This window comes from Asticcacaulis aquihabitans, from assembly GCF_032490435.1.
Lineage (GTDB): Bacteria > Pseudomonadota > Alphaproteobacteria > Caulobacterales > Caulobacteraceae > Asticcacaulis.
In genome coordinates this window covers 1,149,033-1,174,890 of record NZ_JAVGWM010000001.1, presented here as the reverse complement: position 1 = coordinate 1,174,890, position 25,858 = coordinate 1,149,033, and the positions used below count along the sequence as shown (strand labels likewise).

The 25,858-nt window shown below is 60.7% G+C and carries 26 protein-coding genes; 16 read left to right on the top strand and 10 right to left on the bottom strand.

Features of this window, described 5'->3' with window-relative positions; genetic code table 11:
• Positions 1-165 precede the first annotated feature (165 nt).
• Genes ada through RCJ00_RS05580 form a run of 5 tightly spaced genes read left to right on the top strand, consistent with a single transcriptional unit; the run spans position 166 to position 3,813 of the window.
• Positions 166-1,218 carry a bifunctional DNA-binding transcriptional regulator/O6-methylguanine-DNA methyltransferase Ada gene (gene ada, locus RCJ00_RS05600; RefSeq protein WP_316220770.1) on the top strand — a complete coding sequence of 351 codons (1,053 nt, stop codon included), beginning with the start codon at positions 166-168 and terminating at the stop codon, positions 1,216-1,218.
• Positions 1,218-1,892, top strand: coding sequence for a 2OG-Fe(II) oxygenase (locus RCJ00_RS05595; RefSeq protein WP_316220769.1), 675 nt, complete (start codon positions 1,218-1,220; stop codon positions 1,890-1,892). The genes ada and RCJ00_RS05595 overlap by 1 nt, the downstream gene beginning before the upstream one ends.
• Positions 1,879-2,502, top strand: a complete 624-nt coding sequence (gene alkB / locus RCJ00_RS05590) for a DNA oxidative demethylase AlkB (protein WP_316220768.1) — start codon at positions 1,879-1,881, stop codon at positions 2,500-2,502. The genes RCJ00_RS05595 and alkB overlap by 14 nt, the downstream gene beginning before the upstream one ends.
• Positions 2,503-2,533: 31 nt before the next feature.
• Complete coding sequence (locus RCJ00_RS05585; protein ID WP_316220767.1) at positions 2,534-3,508, top strand: BNR repeat-containing protein; 975 nt, start codon at positions 2,534-2,536, stop codon at positions 3,506-3,508.
• A complete protein-coding gene (locus RCJ00_RS05580; protein WP_316220766.1) occupies positions 3,505-3,813 on the top strand; it encodes a hypothetical protein in 309 nt (102 codons plus the stop codon). The genes RCJ00_RS05585 and RCJ00_RS05580 overlap by 4 nt, the downstream gene beginning before the upstream one ends.
• A 72-nt stretch (positions 3,814-3,885) precedes the next feature.
• Here RCJ00_RS05580 and topA read toward each other — a convergent pair whose 3' ends face one another.
• Together topA and dprA are read right to left on the bottom strand one after the other, a co-directional pair.
• Positions 3,886-6,558: a type I DNA topoisomerase gene (gene topA, locus RCJ00_RS05575; protein ID WP_316220765.1), complete on the bottom strand. Its 2,673-nt coding sequence runs from the start codon at positions 6,556-6,558 to the stop codon at positions 3,886-3,888.
• Between the two features lie 235 nt (positions 6,559-6,793).
• Positions 6,794-7,918 carry a DNA-processing protein DprA gene (dprA, locus tag RCJ00_RS05570; protein ID WP_316220764.1) on the bottom strand — a complete coding sequence of 375 codons (1,125 nt, stop codon included), beginning with the start codon at positions 7,916-7,918 and terminating at the stop codon, positions 6,794-6,796.
• Between the two features lie 114 nt (positions 7,919-8,032).
• On the opposite strand from dprA, the gene RCJ00_RS05565 reads away from it, so the two are divergent.
• Positions 8,033-8,374, top strand: coding sequence for a hypothetical protein (locus RCJ00_RS05565; RefSeq protein ID WP_316220762.1), 342 nt, complete (start codon positions 8,033-8,035; stop codon positions 8,372-8,374).
• Between the two features lie 23 nt (positions 8,375-8,397).
• Here the strand turns inward: RCJ00_RS05565 and plsY are convergent, their stop codons facing one another.
• The 5 genes from plsY to ruvX all read right to left on the bottom strand — a co-directional run bounded on the left by plsY (position 8,398) and on the right by ruvX (position 12,906).
• Positions 8,398-9,000 carry a glycerol-3-phosphate 1-O-acyltransferase PlsY gene (gene plsY, locus RCJ00_RS05560; RefSeq protein ID WP_316221086.1) on the bottom strand — a complete coding sequence of 201 codons (603 nt, stop codon included), beginning with the start codon at positions 8,998-9,000 and terminating at the stop codon, positions 8,398-8,400.
• A 96-nt stretch (positions 9,001-9,096) separates the two neighbouring features.
• The gene (gene pyrC, locus RCJ00_RS05555) at positions 9,097-10,383 is read right to left on the bottom strand and encodes a dihydroorotase (protein ID WP_316220760.1); all 1,287 of its coding nucleotides are present in this window, start codon (positions 10,381-10,383) and stop codon (positions 9,097-9,099) included.
• Entirely contained in the window at positions 10,380-11,369 is a 990-nt protein-coding gene (locus RCJ00_RS05550; protein ID WP_316220759.1) for an aspartate carbamoyltransferase catalytic subunit, read from the bottom strand. Before RCJ00_RS05550 ends, pyrC begins: the two co-directional genes overlap by 4 nt.
• Before the next feature lie 83 nt (positions 11,370-11,452).
• A complete protein-coding gene (locus RCJ00_RS05545) occupies positions 11,453-12,391 on the bottom strand; it encodes an AEC family transporter (RefSeq protein ID WP_316220758.1) in 939 nt (312 codons plus the stop codon).
• A gap of 8 nt (positions 12,392-12,399) precedes the next feature.
• Positions 12,400-12,906: a Holliday junction resolvase RuvX gene (gene ruvX / locus RCJ00_RS05540; protein ID WP_316220757.1), complete on the bottom strand. Its 507-nt coding sequence runs from the start codon at positions 12,904-12,906 to the stop codon at positions 12,400-12,402.
• A gap of 326 nt (positions 12,907-13,232) precedes the next feature.
• On the opposite strand from ruvX, the gene RCJ00_RS05535 reads away from it, so the two are divergent.
• The 6 genes from RCJ00_RS05535 (at position 13,233) to RCJ00_RS05510 (ending at position 16,956) form a co-directional block, all read left to right on the top strand.
• A complete protein-coding gene (locus tag RCJ00_RS05535) occupies positions 13,233-13,607 on the top strand; it encodes a UrcA family protein (RefSeq protein ID WP_316220756.1) in 375 nt (124 codons plus the stop codon).
• A 49-nt stretch (positions 13,608-13,656) separates the two neighbouring features.
• Entirely contained in the window at positions 13,657-14,004 is a 348-nt protein-coding gene (locus RCJ00_RS05530) for a UrcA family protein (RefSeq protein WP_316220754.1), read from the top strand.
• Positions 14,005-14,201: 197 nt separating this feature from the next.
• Entirely contained in the window at positions 14,202-14,489 is a 288-nt protein-coding gene (gene gatC / locus RCJ00_RS05525) for an Asp-tRNA(Asn)/Glu-tRNA(Gln) amidotransferase subunit GatC (RefSeq protein ID WP_316220753.1), read from the top strand.
• A 2-nt stretch (positions 14,490-14,491) separates the two neighbouring features.
• Complete coding sequence (gene gatA, locus RCJ00_RS05520) at positions 14,492-15,976, top strand: Asp-tRNA(Asn)/Glu-tRNA(Gln) amidotransferase subunit GatA (protein ID WP_316220752.1); 1,485 nt, start codon at positions 14,492-14,494, stop codon at positions 15,974-15,976.
• Positions 15,977-16,121: 145 nt separating this feature from the next.
• Positions 16,122-16,538 (top strand): hypothetical protein, encoded by a 417-nt coding sequence (locus tag RCJ00_RS05515; protein ID WP_316220751.1) that lies wholly within the window; start codon positions 16,122-16,124, stop codon positions 16,536-16,538.
• Between the two features lie 58 nt (positions 16,539-16,596).
• On the top strand, positions 16,597-16,956 hold the full coding sequence (locus tag RCJ00_RS05510) for a hypothetical protein (protein ID WP_316220750.1): 360 nt from the start codon (positions 16,597-16,599) through the stop codon (positions 16,954-16,956).
• Between the two features lie 18 nt (positions 16,957-16,974).
• Here the strand turns inward: RCJ00_RS05510 and RCJ00_RS05505 are convergent, their stop codons facing one another.
• Positions 16,975-17,244 carry a hypothetical protein gene (locus RCJ00_RS05505; protein WP_316220749.1) on the bottom strand — a complete coding sequence of 90 codons (270 nt, stop codon included), beginning with the start codon at positions 17,242-17,244 and terminating at the stop codon, positions 16,975-16,977.
• A 271-nt stretch (positions 17,245-17,515) separates the two neighbouring features.
• Here RCJ00_RS05505 and RCJ00_RS05500 point away from each other — a divergent pair, with 271 nt between their 5' ends.
• Positions 17,516-19,561 (top strand): OPT family oligopeptide transporter, encoded by a 2,046-nt coding sequence (locus RCJ00_RS05500; protein WP_316220748.1) that lies wholly within the window; start codon positions 17,516-17,518, stop codon positions 19,559-19,561.
• 219 nt (positions 19,562-19,780) lie between these two features.
• A complete protein-coding gene (locus RCJ00_RS05495) occupies positions 19,781-20,221 on the top strand; it encodes a RidA family protein (RefSeq protein ID WP_316220747.1) in 441 nt (146 codons plus the stop codon).
• Between the two features lie 21 nt (positions 20,222-20,242).
• Here RCJ00_RS05495 and RCJ00_RS05490 read toward each other — a convergent pair whose 3' ends face one another.
• Together RCJ00_RS05490 and RCJ00_RS05485 are read right to left on the bottom strand one after the other, a co-directional pair.
• On the bottom strand, positions 20,243-20,794 hold the full coding sequence (locus RCJ00_RS05490; RefSeq protein ID WP_316220746.1) for an NADPH-dependent FMN reductase: 552 nt from the start codon (positions 20,792-20,794) through the stop codon (positions 20,243-20,245).
• Between the two features lie 129 nt (positions 20,795-20,923).
• Positions 20,924-22,039: a DNA topoisomerase IB gene (locus RCJ00_RS05485; protein WP_316220745.1), complete on the bottom strand. Its 1,116-nt coding sequence runs from the start codon at positions 22,037-22,039 to the stop codon at positions 20,924-20,926.
• A 191-nt stretch (positions 22,040-22,230) separates the two neighbouring features.
• Between RCJ00_RS05485 and ku the strand changes: the two genes are divergently transcribed.
• Together ku and ligD are read left to right on the top strand one after the other, a co-directional pair.
• Positions 22,231-23,184, top strand: a complete 954-nt coding sequence (gene ku, locus RCJ00_RS05480; RefSeq protein WP_316220744.1) for a non-homologous end joining protein Ku — start codon at positions 22,231-22,233, stop codon at positions 23,182-23,184.
• Between the two features lie 11 nt (positions 23,185-23,195).
• On the top strand, positions 23,196-25,790 hold the full coding sequence (gene ligD / locus RCJ00_RS05475) for a DNA ligase D (RefSeq protein ID WP_316220743.1): 2,595 nt from the start codon (positions 23,196-23,198) through the stop codon (positions 25,788-25,790).
• Positions 25,791-25,858: the final 68 nt, after the last annotated feature.

Genomic DNA, 25,858 nt, shown 5'->3' with positions numbered 1-25,858 from the left:
GTTTTCTTCGGTGCGATACCTGTGCGCAAAAAATCGATGTGGAAATCTAGCAGCCACCCGTTTTATTTCGCTTAATGTATAAACGAATTGCAGCGCAAGGGGCGGAGTTCGGCGCGGCGGGAAAAGTGGCACGGTGCGGCATCGTCACCTTGTAAGGAAACTGCTATGTTAATGTCCATGCCCGTTGAAACCGCCACATCGTCCGACGCGTTATGGGACGCTTTGAAAAATCGCGCCGGCGGCGACTTTTTTTACAGCGTCAAAACGACCGGCGTCTATTGCCGCCCGTCCTGTGCCTCGCGTCTACCGCGTCGCGAAAACGTTGACTTCTATCCAAGCTGCGACGCCGCCGAAGCGGCTGGTTTCCGGCCGTGCCTGCGGTGCCGCCCGCGTGGTGACAGCCGTCAGGCCGAACAGGCGCGTCTGATCGCTGAGGTCTGCCGCTTCATCGAAGGCGCCGAAGACGCGCCGTCCCTGGACCAGATGGCCGCCCGCGCTGCTCTGTCGCCCCATCACTTTCATCGCCTGTTCAAATCGGTCACCGGACTGACGCCGAAAGCCTATGTTGATGCCCATCGCGCCCGTCGCGTCCGGGACGGGCTGTCAGCCGGCGAGGCGGTGACAACGGCGCTTTATGATGCCGGTTACGGGTCAAACGGACGCTTCTACGAACGCTCCAATGCCATTCTCGGCATGACGCCGACCCAGTTTCAGCGCGGCGGGGCGGGAGATATTCGCTTCGCTATCGGCCAGTGTTCGCTGGGTGCGGTGCTGGTGGCCCAAAGCGAGAAGGGGATATGCGCGATTACCCTGGGCGACGACGCGCAGGCGCTGGCCGCCGATCTCCAGGACCGCTTTCCCAAGGCCAATCTGATCGGGGCGGATGCCGCCTTTGAGGCGACGGTGGCGCAGGTGGTCGGCATGATCGACGGCGATCAGATGCCTGATCTGCCGCTCGATATTCGCGGCACAGCCTTCCAGCAACGCGTCTGGCAGGCTCTGCGCGCCATCCCGCCAGGCGAGACGCGCAGCTATAGCGAGGTTGCCGACGCCATCGGCGCTCCAAAGGCGGTTCGCGCGGTGGCAGGAGCCTGTGCGGCCAATGCTCTGGCGGTCGCCATTCCGTGCCATCGGGTGGTGAAGACCGACGGGGCGCTGAGCGGCTATCGCTGGGGTGTCGAACGCAAACGCGCTCTGCTGCTGAAAGAGGGCGCGTGATGCCCGAGGCGATGCAGGCCGATCTCGACAGCTACGGTTACGCCATCCTGCCCGGGTGTGTGCCGCCGGCCGATTGCGCCGGTCTGGCGGCGCTTTACGACCGGCCTCTGTTCCGAAGTCACATCCATATGGCACCCCACGGATTCGGACGCGGCGAGTACAAGTATTTCAGCTATCCCTTGCCGGATCCGGTGGCCGGTTTGCGCGACCGGCTTTATCCACAACTGGTGCCGATCGCCAATCTATGGCAGGCGCGCATGGGGCTGGAGACGCGCTTTCCGCCCGATCATGAGACTTTTCTGGCGCGATGCCATGCTGCTGGCCAGCGGCGACCGACACTGCTGCTGCTTCGCTACGGGCCCGAGGATTACAACTGCCTGCATCAGGACCTGTACGGCGAACACGTTTTTCCGTTGCAGGCGGCGGTGCTGCTGTCGCGGCCGCAGGCCGATTTCACGGGAGGAGAGTTCGTTCTGACTGAACAGCGGCCCCGGATGCAGTCGCGGGCCGAAGTCGTGCCGTTGCAGCAAGGCGATGCGGTCGTTTTCGCCGTCCATCACCGGCCGGTCATGGGGACGCGCGGCAGCTATCGCGTCAACATGCGCCATGGTGTGTCCCGCGTTAGGTCAGGGCAACGGCATGTGTTGGGGATCATATTCCATGACGCAGCCTGATCTGTTCGGCGATAGCTTCGCCCGCGACGGCGTCACGGTGTTGCGGCGGTTCGCGGAAAGCGATGACGTCGCCTTGGTGGCCGCCATTGACGCCATTGCGGCCGAGGCTCCTTTCCGCCAGATGACCGTGCCGGGCGGCGGCCAGATGTCTGTGGCCATGACCAATGCGGGCGTCGGCTGGGTGACGGACGCGCAGGGCTATCGTTATAGCCGCGAAGACCCGGTGAGCGGCCGCCGCTGGCCCGATCTGCCGCCTGTCTTCGTGGGGTTGGCGCAAAGGGCGGCGGCAGTGGCCGGTTTCGATTTCACGCCGGACGGTTGCCTGATCAACCTCTACACGCCGGGCGCGCGGATGGGCTTGCACCAAGATCGCAACGAACGCGACTTTTCCGCCCCCATCGTGTCGGTGTCGCTGGGCCTGCCGGCGAGGTTTCAGTTCGGCGGGCTGAGGCGCAGCGATCCGGTGGAGACACTCGTTTTGCATCATGGCGATGTCGTCGTCTGGGGCGGTCCGGCGCGCAATGCGTTTCACGGCGTTCTCACCCTGAAACCCGGCCATCATGCCATAGGCGGGCACAGATATAATCTGACCTTTCGCAAGGCGTTGTAAGTCTATAACCGTGTGGAAAGGAGGCACCCAAATGCGTTGGATGGCCGGATTGATAGCTGTGCTGAGCCTGGCGGTATCGCCTGTGACGGCGCGGGCGGACGTCATCGATCAGGTATGGGCCGGGCATCCGGTTGCCTTCGCTATGGCTGCGTCGGACAGGCATTTGTTTGTCGGATACTATGACGCCGATCGCCGCCTTACCGTAGCGGAGCGCGATATCGCCGGCGGCGCGTGGCGCTATACGCGGCTGGACATCGCGGTGGGCTGGGACAGTCACAACTACATCGCCATGGCCATCGATCCGGTGAGGCGGCTGCATGTCGCCGCCAATATGCATGTGTCGCCGCTGACCTATTATGCGGCGGCCAAGCCGGATGACGCCGAAAGCCTCAGGCGCTTGCCGGTCCTTGTCGACCGGGCGCGGGAAGTACGCATGACCTATCCCGTCTTTCTGAAGGACCGGGCCGGGCGGTTGATTTTCAAATATCGCGATGGCGGCTCGGGGAACGGCAACGATATCTACACGGTCTATGACGGGCGGGCCTGGGCGCCTTTGCTGAATGTGCCTCTGACCGACGGTGAAGGAAAGCGCAACGCCTATCCGGTCGGGCCGGTGATCGGGCCGGACGGCCAATTTCACATGACCTGGGTGTGGCGCGAAACGCCCGACGCCGCCACCAACCACGATTTGAGCTATGCCCGCAGCGCCGATCTGGTTCATTGGCAAAAGGCCGACGGCACACCGATCGTTCTGCCCATGACCTACGGAAGCGCCGAGATTGTCGATCCGGTTCCCGTGGGCGGCGGCATGATCAATAATAACACCCTGATCGGGTTCGATGCGGACGCGCGCCCGCTTATCGCCTATCACAAATATGATGCCGCCGGACACACGCAAATCTATGTGGCGCGCTTCGAAGAGGACCATTGGCATCTGGTCCAGGCCAGCAACTGGACTGGCTATCGCTGGGAGTTCGGCGGCAACGGGTCGCTTGTTTCGAGGTGACGCTCAAGGCGCCCTATGCCCGTGGCGATGAGGTGATCATTCCGGTGACGCGCCAGGGCGTCGCCACCGAGTTGCATCTGCGCGCAACCGACCTGTCACGGGTGGCCGAAACGCCCGCGCCGCCATCGCTATTCGCCACTGAAATCAAGGGCATGGATATCCCGGCGGACATGCAGCTCAATCAGGTGGAGTTGAATGCCGGTGGGCACCACTACCTGCTGGCCTGGGCGACCTTGCCACAGAACCGCGACCAGCCGCGCGATGTCGTGCCGTCACCTATGCCGCTTATGCTGTTTGAAAAATAAACGCGCCAACAAACGCCCCAGCGGCGAAACCGTCGGGGCGCTATATGGTCAGCTGGCCTCAGAGCGTCGCCGTTAGGCCGTCTTTTTTGCGGGCGCCTTCTTTGCGGCCGGCTTTTTGGCGGCTGTGGCCTTGGTGGCGGTCGATTTCGCGGCTGCCGTCTTTGGAGCTGCCTTGGTGCCTGTCTTTGCAGCGGGCTTTTTGGCAGCGGCTTTTTTCGCCGGGGCCTTCTTGGTGGAAGCGCCGCCCTTGGCCTTGATCAGGTCGATGGCCTGTTCCAGGGTGACGGTTTCCGGTGTCACGTCCTTCGGCAGGGTGGCATTGACCTTGCCGCACTTGACGTATGGGCCGTAGCGGCCAGCCATGACCGAAATCTTGTCACCGCCTTCGCCAAACGTCCCCAGTTCACGCAAGGGGGCGGCCGCCGCGGCGCGACCCTTGCCACCGCCGCCCGCGCGCTTTTCAGCGATCAGGTCAACGGCGCGGTTGATGCCGATTTCAAACACTTCGTCCAGGCTGGACAAATTGGCGTAGGTGCCGCCGGTTTCGATAAACGGACCGAAGCGGCCGAGCCCGGCGACGATGGTCGTCTTGTCTTCCGGATGGATGCCCACCGTGCGCGGCAGCGACAGGAGCTTGAGCGCGCGTTCCAGGTCGATGGACGCCGCCGGCCAGGCCTTGGGCAGGCTGGAGCGCTTGGGCTTGTCGTCCTTGGATTCGGGTTCGCCCAGTTGCACATAGGGGCCGAAGCGGCCGATTTTCAGCGCCACGGTCTTGCCTGTTTCCGGATCGGTGCCGAGATCGCGGTCGCCATTGGCGCCGTTTTCACCGTTTTCGGCATCGGGTGCGCCGACAGGCCGGGTATATTTGCACTCGGGATAGTTGGAGCAACCGATGAAGGCGCCAAAGCGCGAGGTCTTCAGGCTGAGCAGGCCGGTGCCGCAGGTCGGGCAGGCGCGGGGATTGCTGCCGTCGCCCTTGTCCGGGAAGATGAGCGGCCCCAGGCTTTCGTTCAGGGCATCGAGCACCTGCGTGGTGCGCAGTTCGGTCATACCTTCGGCGGCGGCGTGGAAATCCTTCCAGAAATCAGCCAGAAGCGTCTTGTAGTTCAGTTCGCCGGCGGAAACGAGGTCGAGCTTTTCTTCCAGGTCGGCGGTGAAGTCGTATTGGACGTAGCGATGGAAGAACTGGTCGAGGAAGGCGGTGACCAGACGGCCCTTGTCTTCCGGAATGAAGCGGTTCTTGTCCATGCGGACATAGGCGCGGTCGCGCAGCACGGTCAGGATGGAGGCATAGGTCGACGGGCGGCCGATGCCGAGTTCTTCCAGTTTCTTGACCAGCGTGGCTTCGGAATAGCGCGGGGGCGGCTCAGTGAAGTGCTGGTCGGCCTTGGCGGTATGGATGTCGGCCAGGGTCCCGGCCTTGACCGCGGGCAGGCGGCCGCCTTCGTCGTCCGTGTCGTCGTCGCGGCCTTCTTCGTAGACAGCCATGAAGCCGTCGAAGGTCACCACCTGACCAGTGGCGCGCAAGGAGGTCTGCTTGTCGGCGCTAAACAGGTTGATCGTGGTGTTTTCGACGCGCGCCTGCTCCATCTGGGACGCCAGGGTGCGCTTCCAGATCAGTTCATAGAGGCGCGCCTGATCGCCATCAAGGCGCAGGGTATCCGGACGGCGGAAGGCGGAAGTCGGGCGGATGGCTTCGTGCGCTTCCTGGGCGTTCTTGGCCTTGGCCTTGTACTGGCGCGGGGTTTCCGGCACGTAGGCGGCACCGAACCGTTCGCCGATCAGCTTGCGCATCTCGCTGATGGCCGAGGGTTCGATATAGACACCATCGGTACGCATATAGGTGATCAGACCGACCGTTTCGCCACCGATATCGACGCCTTCGTACAGCTTCTGCGCGGTTTGCATGGTGCGGCTGGCGGAGAAGCCGAGCTTGCGGGCGGCTTCCTGTTGCAGGGTCGAGGTGGTGAAGGGCGGTGGTGGCGATTTCTTGCCGGGCTTCTGTTCGACCTCGGTGACGGTGAACTGTGAGCCTTTGATCAGGTCGCGGGCCGCGAAGGCAGACGCTTCGTCGGGCAGGTCGAACTTGCCCAGGCGCTTGCCGTTCAGGGTGAACAGCTTGGCGTTAAAGGGCGGGGAATTGGCCGATACCTCGGCGTCCACCGTCCAATATTCTTCCGTCTTGAACTTCTCGATTTCAATTTCGCGATCGACGACGATCTTCAGCGCCACGGATTGGACGCGGCCGGCCGAGCGGGCGCCCGGCAGCTTACGCCACAGAACGGGCGACAGGGTGAAGCCGACGAGATAATCGAGCGCGCGCCGGGCCAGATAGGCATCGACCAGTTCCATGTCGATGTCGCGCGGGGCGGCCATGGCTTGCTGAACCGCCGATTGCGTAATGGCGTTGAAGGTGACGCGCTGGACGATCTTTTCCTTCAGGACCTTCTTCTTGTTGAGCACTTCCAGCACGTGCCACGAAATCGCTTCTCCTTCACGATCCGGGTCGGTGGCGAGAATCACGCGGTCAGCGCCTTTTATGGCGTCGGCGATATCGTTGAGTCGCTTGGCGGACTTCGGATCGACTTCCCAGGTCATGGCGAAATCTTCATCCGGTCGGACGCTGCCATCCTTGGACGGCAAATCGCGGATGTGGCCGAAGCTGGCCAGAACAGTGAAACCCTTGCCCAGGTACTTGTTGATGGTCTTGGCCTTGGCCGGGCTTTCTACGATAACAACGGTCATAAAATCTCTTGTCAGGCGAAAAATCGCCGAAGCTCAGTCGGAAAAGGAGGGTGTATGCGACCTTAGATTATGCGCCACACAGAATAATCAAGGCGTCTAACCGGCCGCATACATGCTGAGCGATTCAATTTCTGTCAACGACAATAAAATAAAAGCCAAGCACAATTTAAAATAGATTTATGGCGTTTTGCGCCTTTTAATGGACGGGTCGTAGGTGTGGGACGCCCCAGTACCCCTATGCCCGCCGGTAATATCCGCCGTCATCCGCCACGACCACGCCGGCGATTTCCAGTTCGCTCAGCGCCGACAGAGCCAGCCAGGTCGGCGCACCGCTCAGGCGCAGCAGATCGTCGCGATGGATCGGCGTATCGTTTACCAGGCCGGACAAGGTACGGCCGACGCGGGCGATATCGTCTTCGGCGGGGGCGCGTTCGACAGGCCTGAGCGGGTCCGGTATCAATCCGGACGGCGTCGGTGCCTCGAATCCCATCTGGCCTTCCAGCATCCGGATGACGTCGTCGGCGTTTTCGCACAGGTTAGCGCCTTGGCGCAGGAGGTCGTTCGTACCGCGGCAGCGCGGGTCGAGGGGCGATCCCGGCACGGCGAAGACCTCGCGGTTTTGCTCCGCCGCCAGCCGCGCCGTGATCAGCGACCCGGAGCGCAGTTCGGCCTCGACGACGATGGTGCCGAGGCTGAGGCCTGAGATCAATCGGTTGCGGCGGGGAAAATCTTCGGCGCGCGCCCGGTGGCCAACCGGGCTTTCCGACACAAGCAGGCCGTGGGCGGCGATCTGTTCATAGAGGCCTTGATTGTCCGGCGGATAGATATCGTCCACGCCGCCGCCGAGCACGGCTATGGTCCCGGTTTTCAGGCTCATTTCGTGGGCGCGGGTGTCGATGCCACGCGCCAGGCCCGACACAATGTGAAAGCCCGCCGCCCCCAGGTCGTGGGCCAGGGATTGGGCGATCTTTTGTCCGACGGCGGAGGCGTTTCGGGCGCCGACCATGGCAATCGCCTGACGGCGCGGCACCACTGTGCCTATGGTCCACAGGACCGGCGGTGCGGCGTCGATCTGCTTCAGCAATGCCGGATAGTCGGCGTCGCCCAACATGATCAGCTGCGCCCCCGCTGCGTCGGCGCGAGCCAGTTCGGCGTCCAGCTTGACGAGCGGGTAGGGGGTCAGTGAGCCGCCCGAGCGTTTGACGAGATGGGGCAAGGCTTCTAGCGCGTGCACGGCCGACCCGAAGCGCAGCATCAGGCGCCCAAAATGGACCGGGCCGATGCGTTGCGTGCGTGCCAGACGCAGCCGCGCGATGCGTTCGGATGGATCGGCGGCGGCCGGAATGCGGTCAAAGCCCACGGTTGCAAGTTCCCCCTGTCATCGTGTGACGCTAACAGGCTTTCGGGAAGGGCTCAAGCCTATTGCCAGGCTTCGCGGCATGGGCTTGTATACGAGACGAAAAGGACTGATCTGATGAGTGATATTGAGCCCCGCCCCCCTCTGGAAGAGGATATCTGCATACATATCTTTACCGTTTCCTCCGGCATGGTCGGGGTGTGCCTGACGGCGGTGGGGCTGCTGCATATCGTCAAGGCGATCCACAAGATGGAAACCCTGGCCGATGATATCGTGACCGTGGATGCGGTAATGTTTCTGATCTCAGCCCTGAGCGCTTATTGGGCTTTGCGAACGCGCCGCCGTCGGCGGATTTACATGCTGGAACGCTTCGCCGACGGGGTATTTATCGCCGCCATGGTGCTGTGCGTGGTAGCGATTATATTCATTACTTATTGGCTGAATGCGATCCTGGTATAATTTGGTTTCTGTCGAAGAGAATATTATTCTTTTTTCCTGCCGATCTTCGGTTCCTCGCCCTTAAGCAGGCGGCGGATATTTTCATGGTGGCGGATATAGATCAGCACCGCCATGAACAGCGCCATGCCGAGGAACGGGTAGGGCGCCACATGCAACAGGAAGCCAATCGGTACGACCAGCGCCGCGGCCACGAGGGCGCCGAGTGAGGATATGCGAAAGATAAAGGCGGTCAGCAACCACAGGGCGGCGGCGATCAGGCCCATCGGCCAGCAGGCGGCGAACAGGGTGCCGAAGAAGGTGGCTACGCCCTTGCCGCCCTTGAATTTCAGCCAGACCGGGAACAGGTGACCGAGGAAGGCAGCCGCGCCGGCCAGCGCCATGGCGGTCTGACGCGTTTGCAGGTCGCCCTTCATCAGCAGTAGGAAGGCCAGACCGACGGCCAGCGCTCCTTTGCCCGTATCGCCGATGAAGGTGATGGCGGCCAGATCCTTGCGGCCGGTGCGCAGCACGTTGGTGGCGCCGATATTGCCGGACCCGACCGTGCGGATGTCGATGCCCGCCGCCTTGGCCGCAATATAGCCGAACGGAATCGAGCCGAGCAGATAGCCACCGATGATGGACGCCATATAGATGAAGGCATCGAAGGAGTAGGGCGTGGTCACGCTATGGGTTCCGCCTGTTATTTATGAGACAGTTATTTATGGGGCCGTATCGGGGCGTTTTCAGATTTCGTAGACGATTCGACCGTCGACGAGGGTTTTAAGCACCTTGCCCTGTAGCGTGCGGTTTTCAAAGGGTGAGTTCTTCGATTTCGACAGGATGTCGCGCTCACGCAACGCAAACGGTGCATCTATGTCGACCAGCAGCAGGTCGGCGGGCGCCCCCTTGGCGATACGACCGGCATCGAGGCCGAGCAGTTGCGCCGGGTTTTGCGTCACCGTGCGCAACAGGTCGATCAATGGAATATCGTTTTCATGATGCAGGCCTATCAGCGCCGGCAGCAGGGTTTGCAAACCAATGGCGCCGGGCGTGCTTTCCGAAAACGGCAGGCGCTTGTGCTCGGCCGGCTCCGGCGTATGGTTCGACACGATGACATCGACCAGGCCCGAGGCGACGGCGTCGATCAGGGCCAGCCGATCGCGTTCGGCGCGCAGGGGCGGATCGAGCCGGAAGAAGGTGCGGTAATCGCCGATATCGAGTTCGTTGAACATCAGGTGGTTGATCGAGACGCTGGCGAAGACTTCCAGCCCCTTGGCCTTGGCGCGTTCCAACGACCCCAGCCCTTCGCGTGTCGAGACCTGATCGACCAGGAAGCGTGCGCCGGTCAGTTCGACGAGGGCCAGATCGCGTTCCATCATGATCCGTTCGGCCAGGGCGGAAACACCGGACAGGCCCATGCGCGCCGCCATTTCGCCCGACGTGGCGACCGCGCCTTCCGATAGCCACGGTTCCTTGGGCCGGTGAGCGATCAAGGCATTGAACCCGTTGGCGTAGTTGAGAACGCGGCTGAGGATTTTGGAATTGACGATCGGTTCGTCGCCATTGGTGAAATAGAGCGCGCCAGCTTCGGCCATCAGGCCGATTTCCGCCATCTGGCGGCCTTCCAGCTTCTTGGTTGCGGCTCCGGCCGGGTAGACGTGAACCAGTTCGATATCGCGGGCGCGCCTCAGGATGAAGTCGGCCATGGCCGGTTCGTCGATGCACGGATCGGTATCGGGCTGGACCACGAAGGAGGTGACGCCCCCGGCGGCGGCGGCCAGCGAGGCGGATTTCAGGGTTTCCTTGGGCTCAGACCCCGGTTCGCCGGTACGCACGCGCATATCGATCAGGCCGGGCAGGATAGCGTTTTCATCGCAGTCGATGACGCGAATGCCGGCATGACCGCTCGGCGTCTCATGACCGTAGATCACGTCGGCAATCACGCCTTCGGCAATGATGACGGAGCCCGGACCGTCATATTCGGTGGCCGGATCAATGAGGCGGGCGTTGACAAAGGCGATGGCGCTCATCGTACAGTCTCCAGGCGGGGATCATTCTCCAAACGGGCGGCAAGGGAGGCCAGGACGGCCATGCGCGCGGCCACGCCCATTTCGACCTGATCCTGGATGAGGGAGACGCTGAGGTCGTCGGCGATCTCCGAATCGATTTCGACACCTCGGTTCATGGGGCCCGGGTGCATGACCTTGGCCCCCTTGGCGGCAACGGCCAGCTTTTCGCGGTCGAGCCCGAAGAAGCGGTAGTATTCGCGCGTGGACGGGATGAAGGCGCCGTCCATGCGTTCCAGTTGCAGGCGCAGCATCATGACCACATTGGCGTCGGCAATGCCTTCGCGCATGTCGTGGTAGACCTCGGTGCCCCACTGATCCGCATCGCCGGGAATAAGGGTCGGTGGTCCGACGAGGCGGACATTGGCGCCCATGGCGTTGAGCAGGATGACGTTGGAGCGGGCGACGCGCGAATGCAGGACGTCGCCGCAAATGGCGATGGTCAGGCCATCGACATGACCGAAGGCGCGCCTGATCGACAGCATGTCGAGCAGGGCCTGAGTCGGGTGCTGGTGCTGGCCGTCGCCGGCATTAACGACAGAACAGCCGACCTTCTGGGCCAGCAGGGCCGCCGCACCCGATGCGGAGTGGCGCACGACGAGCAGGTCGGGCTTCATCGCGTTCAGCGTCACCGCCGTGTCGATCAGGGTTTCACCCTTGGCGACGGACGAGGTCTTCATGCTCATATTAATAGTGTCGGCGCCGAGGCGCTTGCCCGCCAGTTCAAAGCTCGACTGGGTGCGTGTCGAGTTTTCGAAGAACATGTTGACCAGGGTGCGTCCGCGCAGCAGGTCGAGCTTCTTGGTCGATTGCCGGTTCAGGTCGACAAAGACATCGGCCAGATCGAGCAGATTGGCGATATCGGGCGGATCGAGGTCCTGCGCAGCCAGGAAGTGGCGTTTCGGAAAGGCCGTCAGGCGTGTTCGGATCAGATCGTTTACATCAGTCATTGGGCAGGTCCGGATGAATTGCAAACTGTAATGACCGCGAGGCATGATTTTGGCAAGCGTGCCGCGCAGCTATCATTCGCAGGCTAAACAAGGTGAAACATAAAGAGCAGAAGGGGCATGGTGAAGGCGCTCAGCGAGGTGGTTAGGGCGACGATGCCGGCCATCAATGGCGCATCTCCGCCCATGTGGCGGGCCTGGACATAGGCAGCCGCCGCGCAAGGGGCCGCCCCGCAGGCCAGGGCGATTCCCTGCGCCATCCGGTCGCCGCCCAGTTCGTAGCAGATGGCCCAGGCCATAACCGGCATGACCAGAACCTTGAACAGGGAAACGGCGCCAACGAGGAACGGCCGCCGCCAGACATAGCCGAAGCTTAAGCCCACGCCGGCCAGGATCAGTCCGGTCGGAATAGCCGCTTCGCCCAGCATGCCGAGCGATTTTTCAACGAACGGCAGGGAGGGGATACGCAGGAAGTTGAGCAGCAAGCCTACGAGGCAGGAGGCGAAGATCGGATTGGTCAGCAGCGTACGGGCAAACCACGCAGGCGTGCGCACGGGAACCTCGCCTTCCGGTTCGCCCCAGCGGGCCAGAACCAGGATGCAGATCATGTTGCTGGCGGGAATCAGCGCGCTGATGGCCACCGCCGACAGGCCGTTGGCCGAGGGGCCGAAAATCGACGCGGCCACGGGTACGAAGATAAAGGAGTTGAAGCGCATCAACCCCTGAAAGACGCTGGTGAAGGTAGGGCCCGACAGGTTCAGGAAGGGCTTCAGCGCGAAGCCCACAGCGGCCGCGATGACCACCGCCCCGACGACGGCGATGCTGATCGGGCCGGTGGAAAATCCGGACAGGTCGGCGTGCCAGATGGCCGGGATCAGAAAGCCTGGGTAGAGGACGTATACGGCGAATTTCTCGATCGGCGGCCAGACATTGAGCGGCAGGAATCCGGATTTTTTCAGGGCGTAACCGAGAACGATCAGCAGAAAGACCGGGACGATACCGTTCAGGATCAGGTTCGGGGTCATCGTGATCGTTATCCGTTCACCTGGCCGTCTGTCTGGCCAATAGGCGCGGACAGGCCCCTCAGCCGGTCGAGCGCCCCTTGCAGGATATAGGCGGCGGCGTTGCGATCTATGACTTCCGCCCGTTTGGCGCGGCTTAGGTCGGCTTCCTCGATCAGGAAGCGGTTCATGACGGACGACGACCAGCGTTCGTCCCAGAACGCGATCGGCAGGTCGCGCAGGCGCAAGAGGTTGCGGGCGAAGGCGCGGCACGACTGGCAGCGCGGACCTTCGGTGCCGTCCATATTGACCGGCAACCCAATCACCAGTCCGGCGGCCTCGCGGCTGTCCATCAGTTTGAACAGGCGTTCGGCCTCCAGGGTGAATTTGGACTTGCGGATCAGCTCCAGCGGCGAGGCGATGGTGAGGGAAATGTCCGAAACAGCAACCCCAATCGTCTTTTCGCCCAGGTCGAGACCCAGCAGGGCGCGGCGCGGCGGAAGGGCTCCCGCCAGTTCGGTGATGTCAATAACGGCCATAAGCGGCTGCTTTGCCCCCTAAGCGGGCCGGAGTCAACAGACTGTCACGCAATCATCAGGCAATTGCCGAATGGGTGTCACGAGACCGCTCTATGTGGGCCGTGTTCGTTGCGACGGATACTGTCGTTCGGTTAATAATTACATTGGATATTAATAGATTAAAATTCTGTAATAAATTACATCAATGTAATTAATGAACATGACGTAATACATGAATCCGATTTAACAATATAAATGTTCCATTTTTATTTTGACGAGAGTAAATGTCTCCTCAGTTCTCAACGAGTACTCCTCCTCACGCTTTAACGTCACAAAGGAAACAAGTCATGATCCGCTCTATCGCCACTATCGCCCTGATCTCCGCCGCCGCCCTCTCGCTGGCCTCTACCGCCAATGCCGGTACGTCGAACTTCCAGGAGCCGGAGCAAATCTCGGTCAGCACCAATAATGTCGACCTGAACGATGCCCGTCAGGCCAAGGTCTTCTACGGTCGCCTGTCCCAGGCTGCCGCCGAAGTCTGCGACACCCGCACCACCGGTTCGATGATCACTCACTATCGCGCCGAACGGGATTGCGAACGCCAGGCCGTTACCGATGCGGTCCGCCAGATCAATGCACCGCAACTCAGCGCCATGGATGACAAGGTCAATAACCGTGGCGGCAGCGCCCGTAGCATGGCCGTTGTCGACACCCGCGAATAGTCGCCGGCTGTAAGCGGGGCCCGTTCCCCGATCGCAAAGGATATCTCCCATGTTTTACAAGATATTGACCGCGGCCGTTTGCGCCGGGACGATGGTTTGCGCCTTTGGCGCGGCGGCGGCGGAAGGCAATGTTTCCCGCATTCCGGTCACCTTCGAAAACCGGGACCTCAACGACCCGGCCCGCAGCGAAGCGGCCTATGCCCGGCTTTACAAAGTCGTGCAGCGGGTCTGCGATACGGTGCAGGCCGGCCCCAGGTACCGGGCGGACGATGATAGGGCCTGCGAAGAACAGGCCATGGACGAGGCTATCGCCAATCTTGGCAGCCAGGAAATGCGACGTTTGCACAAGCGCGAGATTGCCTCTCAGGGCGCAACCACTTACCGCGCCCGCAGATAGGGCAAATCCCCCTGTTGTCTAATCAACCGTCTTCAAAGGGGCGTCGCGCGCAAGCCGGCGCCCTTTTTCATGTCCTTGATACGCTCTGAGGCCACGCAGGCTCGCCGCCTAGAATTAGGGTCTGTTTTTCAAAAGCGTCTTGCCAAATCCAGCCTCAATCGCTAACCGGAACCCACAAGATTATATGGAGTCTGGTCATGGCCATCGATGTGGCAACGGTCAAAAAAGTAGCGAGCCTGTCGCGCCTGCGCGAAGGTGACGAACGCCTGCAATCGCTTGCCGGCGAATTGAACGGCATACTGGGCTGGATCGAGCAGTTGAATGAAGTCGATGTCACCGGCGTCGAGCCGATGACCACGGCGATCGAGATGCCGCAGCCCATGCGCGAAGACGTGGTCACCGACGGTGACAAGGTCGCGGAAATCGTCGCCAATGCCCCGAAGTCGGTCGATGGCTTCTTTGTCGTCCCGAAGGTGGTTGAATAGTTATGACTGAACTGACGAAACTGACGCTGAAGTCGGCGATCGACGGCCTGAAGGCCAAAACCTTTTCCTCGGCCGAACTGACTGACGCCTTTATCGGCGCCATAGAGACGGCGAACCCGAAGCTGAACGCCTATGTCGAAACCACCTTCGACAAGGCGCGCGCCCAGGCTGCCGCCTCCGACGCCAAGCTGGCGCGCGGCGAGGGCGGGGCGCTGGAAGGCGCGCCGCTGGGTATCAAGGACCTGTACTGCACCGCCGGCGTGCGCACGACGGCCTGTTCCGGCATTCTGGAAAACTTCGTGCCGACCTACGAATCGACCGTGACCCAGAACCTGTGGGATCAGGGCGCGGTCATGTTGGGCAAGCTCAACATGGACGAATTCGCCATGGGATCCTCCAATGAAACCTCCAAGTGGGGCAATGTCGTCAATCCGTGGAAATCGCGGGGCTCTAATGCAGACCTGACGCCGGGCGGATCGTCGGGTGGATCGGCATCGGCCGTCGCCGCCGATCTGTGCCTGGCCGCCACGGCGTCCGACACCGGCGGTTCGATCCGTCAACCGGCCGCCTTCACCGGTACGGTCGGCATCAAACCGACCTACGGGCGTTGCTCGCGTTACGGCATGGTGGCCTTCGCTTCATCGCTCGATCAGGCCGGCCCGATCACCAAGACCGTCGAAGACGCGGCGATCATGCTTCAGGCCATGTGTTCGCACGATGTGAAGGATTCGACGTCTCTCGACCTGCCGGTGCCTGATTTTTCCAGCTTCCTGGGCAAGTCGGTCAAGGGCCTGCGCATCGGCATTCCTGATGAATACCGTCTCGACGGCATTCCGGCCGAGATCGACACCCTGTGGGAACAGGGCATTGCCTGGCTGAAAGACGCCGGCGCCGAAATCGTCCGCATCTCCCTGCCGCACACCAAGTATGCGTTGCCGTGCTACTATATCATCGCGCCTGCGGAAGCGTCGTCCAACCTGGCGCGCTATGACGGCATGCGCTACGGCCACCGCGCCGCCGGTATTCAGTCGCTGACCGATACCTATGAGATGTCGCGGTCCGAAGGCTTCGGCAAGGAAGTCAAGCGGCGCATCATGATCGGCACCTATGTGCTGTCGGCCGGTTTCTACGACGCCTATTACGTCAAGGCGCTGAAGGTCCGCCGCCGCATCGCAGAGGACTTCACCAAGGCCTATGAAAGCTGCGACGTCATCCTTACGCCCGCCACACCGTCGGCCGCCTTCGAATTGGGCGACCAAGCCAAGGCCGCCGATCCGGTTCAGATGTATCTCAACGACGTCTTCACGGTGACGACCAACCTGGCCGGACTGCCAGGCCTCAGCGTTCCCGCCGGCCTGGATAGCCAGGGCTTGCCGCTTGGTCTGCAGGTCATCGGCAAGGCGCTCGACGAAGGTACGGTGCTGACGATTGCATCGGTGCTGGAAAAGGCCGCGGGCTTCTCGGCCAAGCCGGCGCGGTGGTGGTAACCTCGCTGTCTTTGAATTTTGCGGCGAATATTGCGACCTGGCGGGGCGGATGATCTATGCGGCCTGCCAGGGATGTGCCATAGCTTTTGGCAAGGGCTAAAGGGCCTTCACCTCCCAGGAGCAGGCCAGCGAGGCCTGGCAGTTTATGAACCGTATGCTTAAAACCGGCGTTGCCGTCATGTCCGCTATCGCCATGACCGCCAGCCCGATCGCCTTCGCGCAAACCGCGCCGGGCGCGTCTTCGTCCGCATCTGGCGACTCCGACGTCAGCAACGAAGACATCATGAATGTCGCGATTGTGTGCGTGGCCACCTATGACCTGGTGCTGGCGGATGCACCGGCGGGACCGCAAACCGAGAAAATCAAAGAAGCCCGCACCCTGGCCCGCTCCATCTACATGGAAGCCTCCGGCAATGACGACACTAAGGCGGACGCTGAAATCTCCGGCGTTGACGCGGCGCTTAAGGAAGAGGTCACCAAGGGCACGATGAAGCTCGACGAACTGCGCGGCACCTGTGATTCCCTGCTGATGGACGAAACGGTCCCGCCCACGGCATCGTGACGGTCAAATAACACACCAGTTACGGGAAAGCCTTGGGTGACCAGGGCTTTTTTGGTCTATGCTGTCGGTTGCAATGGCGAATGGTGATGGAATGTTGTCGAGCTATCAGGACATGGTTGCGTGGGGCCTATTGGTTCTGCCTCTGATCGTGCTGGCATGGGCGGCTGTCTGGTTCGTGCTCATCCAGGCCGAACGCAACCGGCATGAACGCTATAAGCGCTTCTACGCTATCATGGAACAACTGGCCAAATCAGATGGCCCCACGGCCGACAAGATGGCAGCGGCCTACGAACTGCGCAATTATCGCGAATACAAGGATGTCATCGCCCGCGTGTTCATTGATGGCAAGGTACGCGGCGACACCGCCGACGCCCTGTCCAAGCAGCTACGTGAAACGGTTGACCACATTCGTCATTAGGCGGGCTCGGAAAGCGCTTTAGTTTGCCGCCAGACGCGTAGCGCCGGGCAGGGCGGTGACGGTCGCGTCGTAACCGGTCGGTGGGGTGCCGGTGTCAATATTCTTTATAGCAATTTGTTCCGGATCGGGCAGGCGGTTCAGCTGAGTCGCCACGACCGAGCCACTGGTAAAAATGGCCAGGACCGCCGCCGCCAGACTGATCAGCAGGGCGTAGGGCGGCCGACGGGTGTGTTCCGTTTTTGCTTCCCAATAGATGGAATAGGTGCTGGGGTGCGCCGTATGGATCATTGTGGTTGCTCTTCGTGTTACCTGATCCGGTCCGCCATCACCGTCAGGTCAATTTCCTGTGAGAATATGACCGCGCGTGTAAGATTTCAGTGATCGATTCCTGTCGCCGTGTGTCGAATGAGTTAAGGCGCGCCATTGCGCAATCCTTATAAGCTGACGCCTATTTTTAAGGGATTTGATCGCCAGGCCTTTAGTTGAATTTGTATCTAAAGCTTGTGTTCTGCGTGCTTTTGGGCAGTATCTGCGCAACATCACATAACCGGAGCAGAGGATGAACCTCCCCACCACAGCCCATCCGAAGGAAATTACCGTACGCGGTGTTATCCTCGGTATCCTGATCACGCTTATCTTTACCGCCGCCCAGGTCTATCTTGGCCTGAAGGTCGGCCTGACCTTCGCCACCTCCATTCCCGCCGCCGTTATTTCCATGGCGCTGCTGCGTTTCGCCAAGACAGCAACCATCCAGGAAAACAATATCGTCCAGACCATCGCTTCGGCGGCGGGCACGCTGGCGTCCGTCATTTTCGTCCTGCCGGGCCTAATCATCATCGGTTGGTGGCGCGATGTGCCCTTCTTCATCACATTTGGCGCCTGCGCCATCGGGGGCGTACTGGGTGTTATGTACACCATGCCGTTGCGCCGGGCCCTGGTGTCGCAGTCGACCCTGCCGTATCCGGAAGGCGTCGCCGCTGCCGAAGTGCTGCGTGTCGGCACGACGTCGCGGGAAGGCGCGGCAGAAGGCTCCGCCGGGCTGATGGCCATCCTGCTCGCCTCCGCCGCCTCGGCGCTTTATGCCGCCGGTGCCGCCTCTAAAGTCCTCGCCGGGGAAATTTCGACCTATTTCAAAGTGAACAGTTCCGGTGGTGTTTCCGGCATGGCGGGCTCTTCGTCCCTGGCGTTGATCGGCGCAGGCCATCTCATGGGTATCACGGTTGGCATCGCTATGTTCTTTGGTCTGTTCCTGACCTGGGGTGTCGGCGTGCCGGTCCTGTCGACCTGGACCATTGAATGGGCGGGCCTGGTGCCGCATCTGGTCGCCGCTCATCCCGATCCGGCGGTTGCGGTCGGCGAATATGCCGAAGGCATCCGCTCGAGCCAAATTCGCTTTATCGGTGCCGGTGTGATCGGAATGGCCGCCATCTGGACGATCGGTAAGCTGATCGTGCCCGTCTGGGGCGGCCTGATGTCGGCGCTGGAAGCCGGGCGGGCACGCAAGGCAGGCGATGTCGATCTGCCGCGCTCCGAACATGACCTGCCGGTGTGGATCGTCGGACTGGTCATCATGCTGTCCATGGTGCCGGCGGGCTGGCTGCTGTTTGCCTTCCTGTCGGGCGGGCCCCTGAGCCAACTGGCGTTGCCGCTGGTCATCGCCGGCGTTCTCTACATCCTTGTGGCCGGGCTTCTGGCCGCCGCCGTCTGCGGCTATATGGCCGGCCTCATTGGCTCGTCCAATTCGCCGGTGTCGGGCATCGCCATCCTGGCCGTGCTGGGCGCGGCGGTCATCATCGGTATGATTGGTTACAAATTCACCGGACCGAATGTCGAAACCGCCCTGATTGCCTTTACCCTCATGGTCACGACCGTCGTTCTGGCCGTGGCCGTTATCGGTAACGACAATCTCCAGGATCTCAAGACCGGCCAATTGGTTGACGCGACGCCGTGGAAGCAGCAGGTCGGCCTGATCATCGGCGTTCTGGCTGGCGCCTGCGTCGTGCCTGTGGCGCTCAATCTGCTGAATAATGTCTGGGGCTTTGCCGGCGACCCGAACTTCCACGCTATCGACGTGGCGGGCGGTACGCTCAACGCGCCTCAGGCGACCCTGATATCGACCCTGGCCAAGGGCGCCATCGGTGGCAAGCTGCCGATCGGCCTTTTGGGCATCGGCCTGGTTGTTGGCGCGATTCTGGTCGCCCTTGACGAAGGATTGCGCATCGCGTCGAAGGGCCGTTTCAGCCTGCCGCCGCTCGGTGTCGGCCTGGCTATTTACCTGCCCGCCGGCGTGACCTCGCCGGTTGTCATCGGCGCCGTTGCCGGCTGGCTGTTCATCAAGCTGGTGTCGAAACTCAAGACGCGCGATATTGCAGACCGTCTGGGCGTGCTGGTCGCCTCGGGCTTCATCGTTGGGGAAAGCCTGTTCAATGTCTTCTATGCGGGCCTGATCGCCGGGACGCGGAAGCCCGGCATCCTTACCTTGCCCCATCCGTGGTCCGAGCATGTCGGCATGTGGCTGGCGCTGGGCCTGGCGGCCATCATCGTCGTCGGTCTTTACCTGTGGTCGGGCAACCAGGCCAAGAAGATCGGCGATACGATGAACTGATACAGGACATCCTTGACGGCCTCCCGGTGCCCAACCGGTGTACGGGGAGGCTGTTAGAGCGCTTTCCTAAAAGTGTGATGCACTTTCGGATAAAAAAGCGCGTAAAATCAAGGAAGTAGAGCGCCGATCTGCTTCAGTCGGATCGGGATACGCTCTACTGACAATTATGATCGTTTCAGGGGTTGAAGTTGCGATGCGAAGACAGCTAAAATTAGGCTCATGAACAATACCAACACCGAAAACCGCCCCGTCATCAACCCGATCCCGGCCGATGGCATCACCTATTACCTGCATCCGCATCCGCGTTCGCCGTTTTCGGAAGCCGTTCAGGTCGGTCAGACCCTGTACCTGTCGGCGATGATCGGCCTCGACGAGAACGGCAAGCTGGCCGAAGGCTTCGACAACGAAGTCAAGGCGATCATGGCCAATACCGCCGAAATCCTGAAGCGCTACGGCCTGGGGATGGAACACATCTTCAAGGCGACGGTGATGTTGACCGATATTTCGAAATGGGGCGATTTCAATCGGCTCTATAAGCCCTATTTCCATCCGGCACGCTTGCCGGTGCGTACGGCTTTCGGCGTCACCAACCTGGCCTATGACGCCACGGTCGAAATCGAATTCTGGGCACACGTCCCAACGGGTGCGACGGCGGAATAAATCCGCCGTCGGCCGCGCCGGTCAGGCCAGCATTTTCTTCACGAAATCGACATAGCCATCCATCCAGCCCTGGAGGAATTTGGCGGTGCCGGGGTTCAGGTTGGCGGCTTCGTCATAGAAGCCGTCCTTGACCGTTAGGTACACTTCAGGGCCGGAAAATACCGTCACACCGACCGCAGCCAGGACATCGCGGGCATGGGCCTGCATGACGGCGGTGCCGATAGCGCCGGGCGAGGCACCGAATAGGCCGCCGGGCTTGTTGCCCCAGACATTGTGGCCGTAAGGACGCGAGCCGACATCGATGGCGTTCTTCAACACGCCGGGCAGTGATCGGTTATATTCCGGCGAAATGACCAGAACGGCCTGGGCGGCCTTCACCTTGTCGCGGAAGGCGGTAACCGCCGGGGGCGGGGCCTCTTCGAAGTCTTGATTATAAAGCGGCAGATCGCCGATTTCGATGATATCAAACCTGAGACCCGGCGCGTTCAGCTTGACGACTTCCTGGGCCAGCTTGCGGTTGATGGACGCCGAACGCAGGCTGCCGATAATAACGGCAACGGAAATATCACTCATGGGGGCTCTCCTCATTTGGGCTTGACCGGTCATCGGCCCGAAAAACGCGGCCCCGAAAAACGTGGTCACGAAAAACGCAACGAGATCTAACCTAGGGCCGCGAGCCCTCCATGCCAAGAGGCGAAGCGGTCAGGATGGATTCAGGCGCTGTTTGAGAAACGCCAGAACCAGGATTTCCTCCGGCGTTAACTGCTCATACTGCGCCTGAAGCGAATGGTCGATTTCGCCGGATATCTGCGCGATCAGACTGCCATCCATGTAGGCGTCGATAATCTGGGGATGGATATAGGACTTGCGGCAGACGGTGGGCGTGTTGCCCAGCTTTTTCGACACATGTTCGATCGCCGCCACGACGTTCTTCTTGGCCTGAGCCGCCGAATCGTAACTGGCATATTCCTGCAAGGCGATGGCGGCCAGCACCGTACCTGTCCAGGTGCGAAAATCCTTCGCGGTGAACACCTCGCCGGTAACGCTTTTGAGGTAGTCGTTGACGTCGCCGGAGGTGACGTCGCGTACGGCGCCATTTTCATCGACATATTTGAACAGCTCTTGGCCCGGAATGTCGGCGCAGGCTTTAACAACGCGCGCGATGCGGCGATCGTTCAGCTTGAGATTCCATTCCTTGCCGGACTTGCCCTTGAACCGGAAGCGGATCGTAGCACCACTGACATCGACATGTTTGTGACGCAGGGTGGTCAGGCCGTAGGATTGGTTGGTGCGGGCATATTCGTCATTGCCGATACGGATAAGCGTCTTTTCCAGCAGGCTAACCACGGTGGCCAGAACCTTCTCACGCGACAGGCCGCGTTGCGACATATGTTGCGCGGTCACGGCGCGCAGGCGGGGCAGGACGTCACCGAAGGCGAGGATATGGCTGAACTTGTTCGCCTCGCGGAAATTGCGCCACTCGGGGTGATAACGGTATTGCTTGCGACCGCGCGCGTCGAACCCGGTCGCCTGCATGTGTCCGTTGGCATGCGGGCAAATCCACACCTGGGTATAGGCGGGCGGAATAGCCAGTTTGCGGATACGCTGGATGGTCGCTTCGTCGCGAATCCGTTCGCCGTGGGTATCGAAGAAGATGAAGTGTTTGCCGCGCTTCTTGCGCGTGAAGCCCGGTTTGGCGTCCGTGACGTAACGCAGGCCCTGCGCCTTTGCCTGGGCGATGCAGTCCTCTGTCTTGCCAATCGGTCCTTCAAGGGGCTGTTCGACTGTTTCCAGATTTAAGAGCGCGGCTGTTTTCATGATACCGAACCTGCGGCTTTGGATCGGGAAAGAAAATAGGGAAGGCCTGAGTGAATAATAGTCGGAAGATAAATGTCGGCATCCATATCAACCGATCGGCCTTACCTTAATTTTATCGGCCTTATTGATGTTCACGCTGCGATCCTTACCTGTGCGCGCGTAGGCTGAGCGGCGAAACAAGGAGGACTTACATGGCCCTGCGTCCCTACTGGAGCGGCACGATCCGCCTGTCGCTGGTCTCTCTGCCTGTAAATATGTATCTCGCCATCAACCGCCAGAAGACCGTCGCCTTCCATGAAATCTATCGTCCCACGGGTGAACGCGTCGAGCATCACTTGGTCGCTGACGGCAAGGAGATAGATCGCGACGATATCGTAAAGGGGTACGAGGTCGAAAAAGGCGAATATGTCCTGATAGAGCCTGACGAAATCAAGGCGCTGAAAATACCGTCCAGCAAGGTTCTGGACATCGTGGAATTCGTCGCCCGGGATGAGGTGGACGATGTCTATCTGGAAACCCCCTATTACATCGCGCCGGACGGCAAGGGCAATGATGCGACCTTCGCGGTCATTCGCGACGCCCTTAGGTCATCGCGGAAGGTGGCGGTCGGCCAGTTGGCCATAGCCGGGCGCGAGCGACTGTGCCTGATCCGACCGTTCGGTAGCGGCATGGTACTGGAAACCCTTCGCTACGAAGAGGAAATTCGCGAAGACGACCCGTATTTCGACGATATCCGTGACCGAAAGCCGGACTCAGAAGAGGTCGAACTGGCGCAGGAACTGATCAAGCGCAAGACGAAGACGTTCGATCCGGGCAAGTTTCATGACCACTATCGCGATGCCTTGCAGGAACTGATCAATGCCCGCGTCGAAAACCGTGCGCCACGTGAGGTAGTGGAAGAGCGACCCACGGCCAATGTGGTCAATCTCATGGATGCGCTGCGTCAGTCGCTGCGCAGCAAGGAGAGCGAGGCGCCGGCCGACGAGGCGAAGCCGTCGCGCACGCGGACCGCGCCGCAAAAACGCACGCGCAAGGCCAAGCCCCCGTCTTCGTCTGATAAGTCGTCGTCTGGCAAATCATCCTCTGGCAAGTCGGCAACGGTTAGCGAGAAAACGCCTGCCAGGCCAAAGAAGGCGACCGCCTGAAAGGCCAGTTGATGCCCGACACTCTCGACAAATATCGCCAGAAGCGCAATTTCGAACGAACCGCCGAACCGAAAGGTGAGGTCAAGGCCACGACCGGCAATCGCTATCTGATCCAGAAGCATGACGCGACACGTCTGCACTACGATTTTCGCCTGGAATTGGACGGCACGTTGAAATCGTGGGCAGTGACCAAGGGGCCAAGCCTCGATCCCGCCGACAAACGCCTGGCCGTGGAGGTTGAAGATCACCCGGTGTCTTACGGCGATTTCGAAGGCACCATCCCAAAGGGGCAATATGGTGGCGGCACGGTCATGTTGTGGGACGAAGGCACATGGGAGCCCATCGGTGATCCCCACAAGAGTCTGGAAAAGGGCGATTTCAAATTTCGTCTGCACGGCAAGCGGCTGGAAGGCGAATGGGTTCTGGTCCGTATGAAGCCGCGTCCTCAAGACCGCGGCCAGAATAACTGGCTGCTGATCAAGCACCACGACGCTTTTGAGGTCGAGGGTGATGCCGACCATGTCCTTAATGACAACACCACCAGCATCAAGACCGGCCGCACAATGGCGCAGATCGCGGCGGGTGAGGGCGGTGAGACGGTCTGGCGCAAAGGCCGGGCAGAAAAGTCCGCTCCGAAGACCCCGACTAAAGCATCGCAAGGCTCCCGACTGGCCTTTATCGAACCGCAACTGGCGACCCTGGCCGACGCCATGCCGACGGGCAAGGACTGGCTGCACGAGGTCAAGTTCGACGGCTACCGAACCCTGGCCTATATCGACGGCGACGATGTGCGCATGATGACGCGGACCGGCCTGGATTGGACGCCTAAGTTTCGTCATACCGCCGATCTTTTGCGCGATCTGGGTGTCGACTCGGCGATCATCGATGGCGAAATGGTCGCCACGACACCGGAGGGACGGTCGAGTTTCAAAACCTTGCAGGATGCCCTGTCGGCGGGAAAATCCGCCGATCTGCAATATTACGTCTTCGACCTGTTGTATTTGAATGGTGAGGATTTGCGCCGTTTATCGCTGGTCGAGCGCAAGGCGCGGTTGGCGACGCTGCTCAAGGATCGCGACTTAGGCGGGCGCGTCATCTTCAGTGATCATTTCGTCGAAGCCGACAAGGGATTTTTGAACAGCATCTGCAAGCTGGAAATGGAAGGCATTATCTGCAAACGCGCCGATGCCCCCTATACCAGCGGGCGCGGCAAGGCGTGGCTGAAGGTCAAGTGCCACAAGCGCCAGGAATTCGTTATTGGCGGCTTTTCAGAGCCTACCCATGCCGAACGCGGAATCGGGGCGCTGTTGCTCGGCTATTATAACGAAGAAAAATTGGTGTATGCCGGCAAATGCGGCACGGGCTTCGACCGCGACACATCGGTTGCCTTGCGTAAGAGGCTAGACGCCATAGAAGTGACCAAGAGCGCCTATGACGACACATTGCCCGCAGATGCGCGGCGTGGCGCCCATTTCGTCGAGCCCCGTATCGTCTGCGAGGTCGAATTTACCGAATGGACGCCTGACGGGCGGCTACGGCATCCGTCCTTTCAGGGTATACGTGAAGACAAGCCGGCGCAGGAGATCGGGCGCGATCAAGCTTTGCATGTTACAAAGGCCGCTATCGAAGCCAAACCTGGGGATGACAAACCCATGCCCGAGCCGAAAGCCACCGGTCGATCGACGTCGGCTAAAAAGACCAAAGACCCGGAGGTTGCCGGTATTCGCATTTCGCACCCTGACCGGATCATATTTCCGGCGCTGGGCGCAACCAAGCTTCAGTTGGCGGAATATTACCACAGCGTGGCTGACCACATGCTGCCCTATGTGATCAATCGCCCTATCTCCATGCTGCGGTGTCCGGAAGGGGTGTCCGATACCTGCTTCTTCCAACGCCATATCGGTCGTGGCGAGATGAAGCACCTCTACGATACCGGCGTGAAGGTAAAGGGGCGCGATGAAGACTATGTGATGATCAAGGACGTATCGGGCCTGATCAGCATGGTGCAATGGGGCGTCATCGAGGTTCACCCGTGGGGCGCCATGGCGGCGACGCCGGATACACCCAATCAGATCATATTCGACCTCGATCCCGATCCGGAAACCTCATGGGAGGCCGTTATCCAGGGTGTGCGCGACGTCAAAACTCGCCTGGATGAATTTGGCCTGGTGTCTTTCCTGAAAACCACGGGCGGCAAGGGGCTGCATATCGTGGTGCCCCTGACGCCTAAACACACCTGGGCGACCATAAAGCCGTTCACCAAGGCGATTGCCCAATCCATGGCGCATGACGCGCCCGACCGCTATATCGCGGTTGCGACCAAGGCGGCGCGCAAGGGCAAGATTTTTGTCGACTATCTGCGTAACGATCTGACCGCGACTGCCGTGGCGCCGTTTTCAGTTCGGGCGCGCGAAGGGGCGGGCGTGGCGACGCCTTTGTTCTGGGACGAATTGTCGGCCAGGTTGAAACCGTCCGACTATAATATTGGCACCATGGCCGAACGTCTGGCACAGGTAAAGGGGGATCCGTGGGCGGATTTTCTGTCCACGGATCAGACCATTGACGAGGCTATCCTGACGGCGCTCAACATCGATATCCATAGCTGATCCCGATTTAACGGGCTATGTCGGGCGATACCTGTCATAGTCGTTTGGCACCCTTCCGGTGCTTAAGG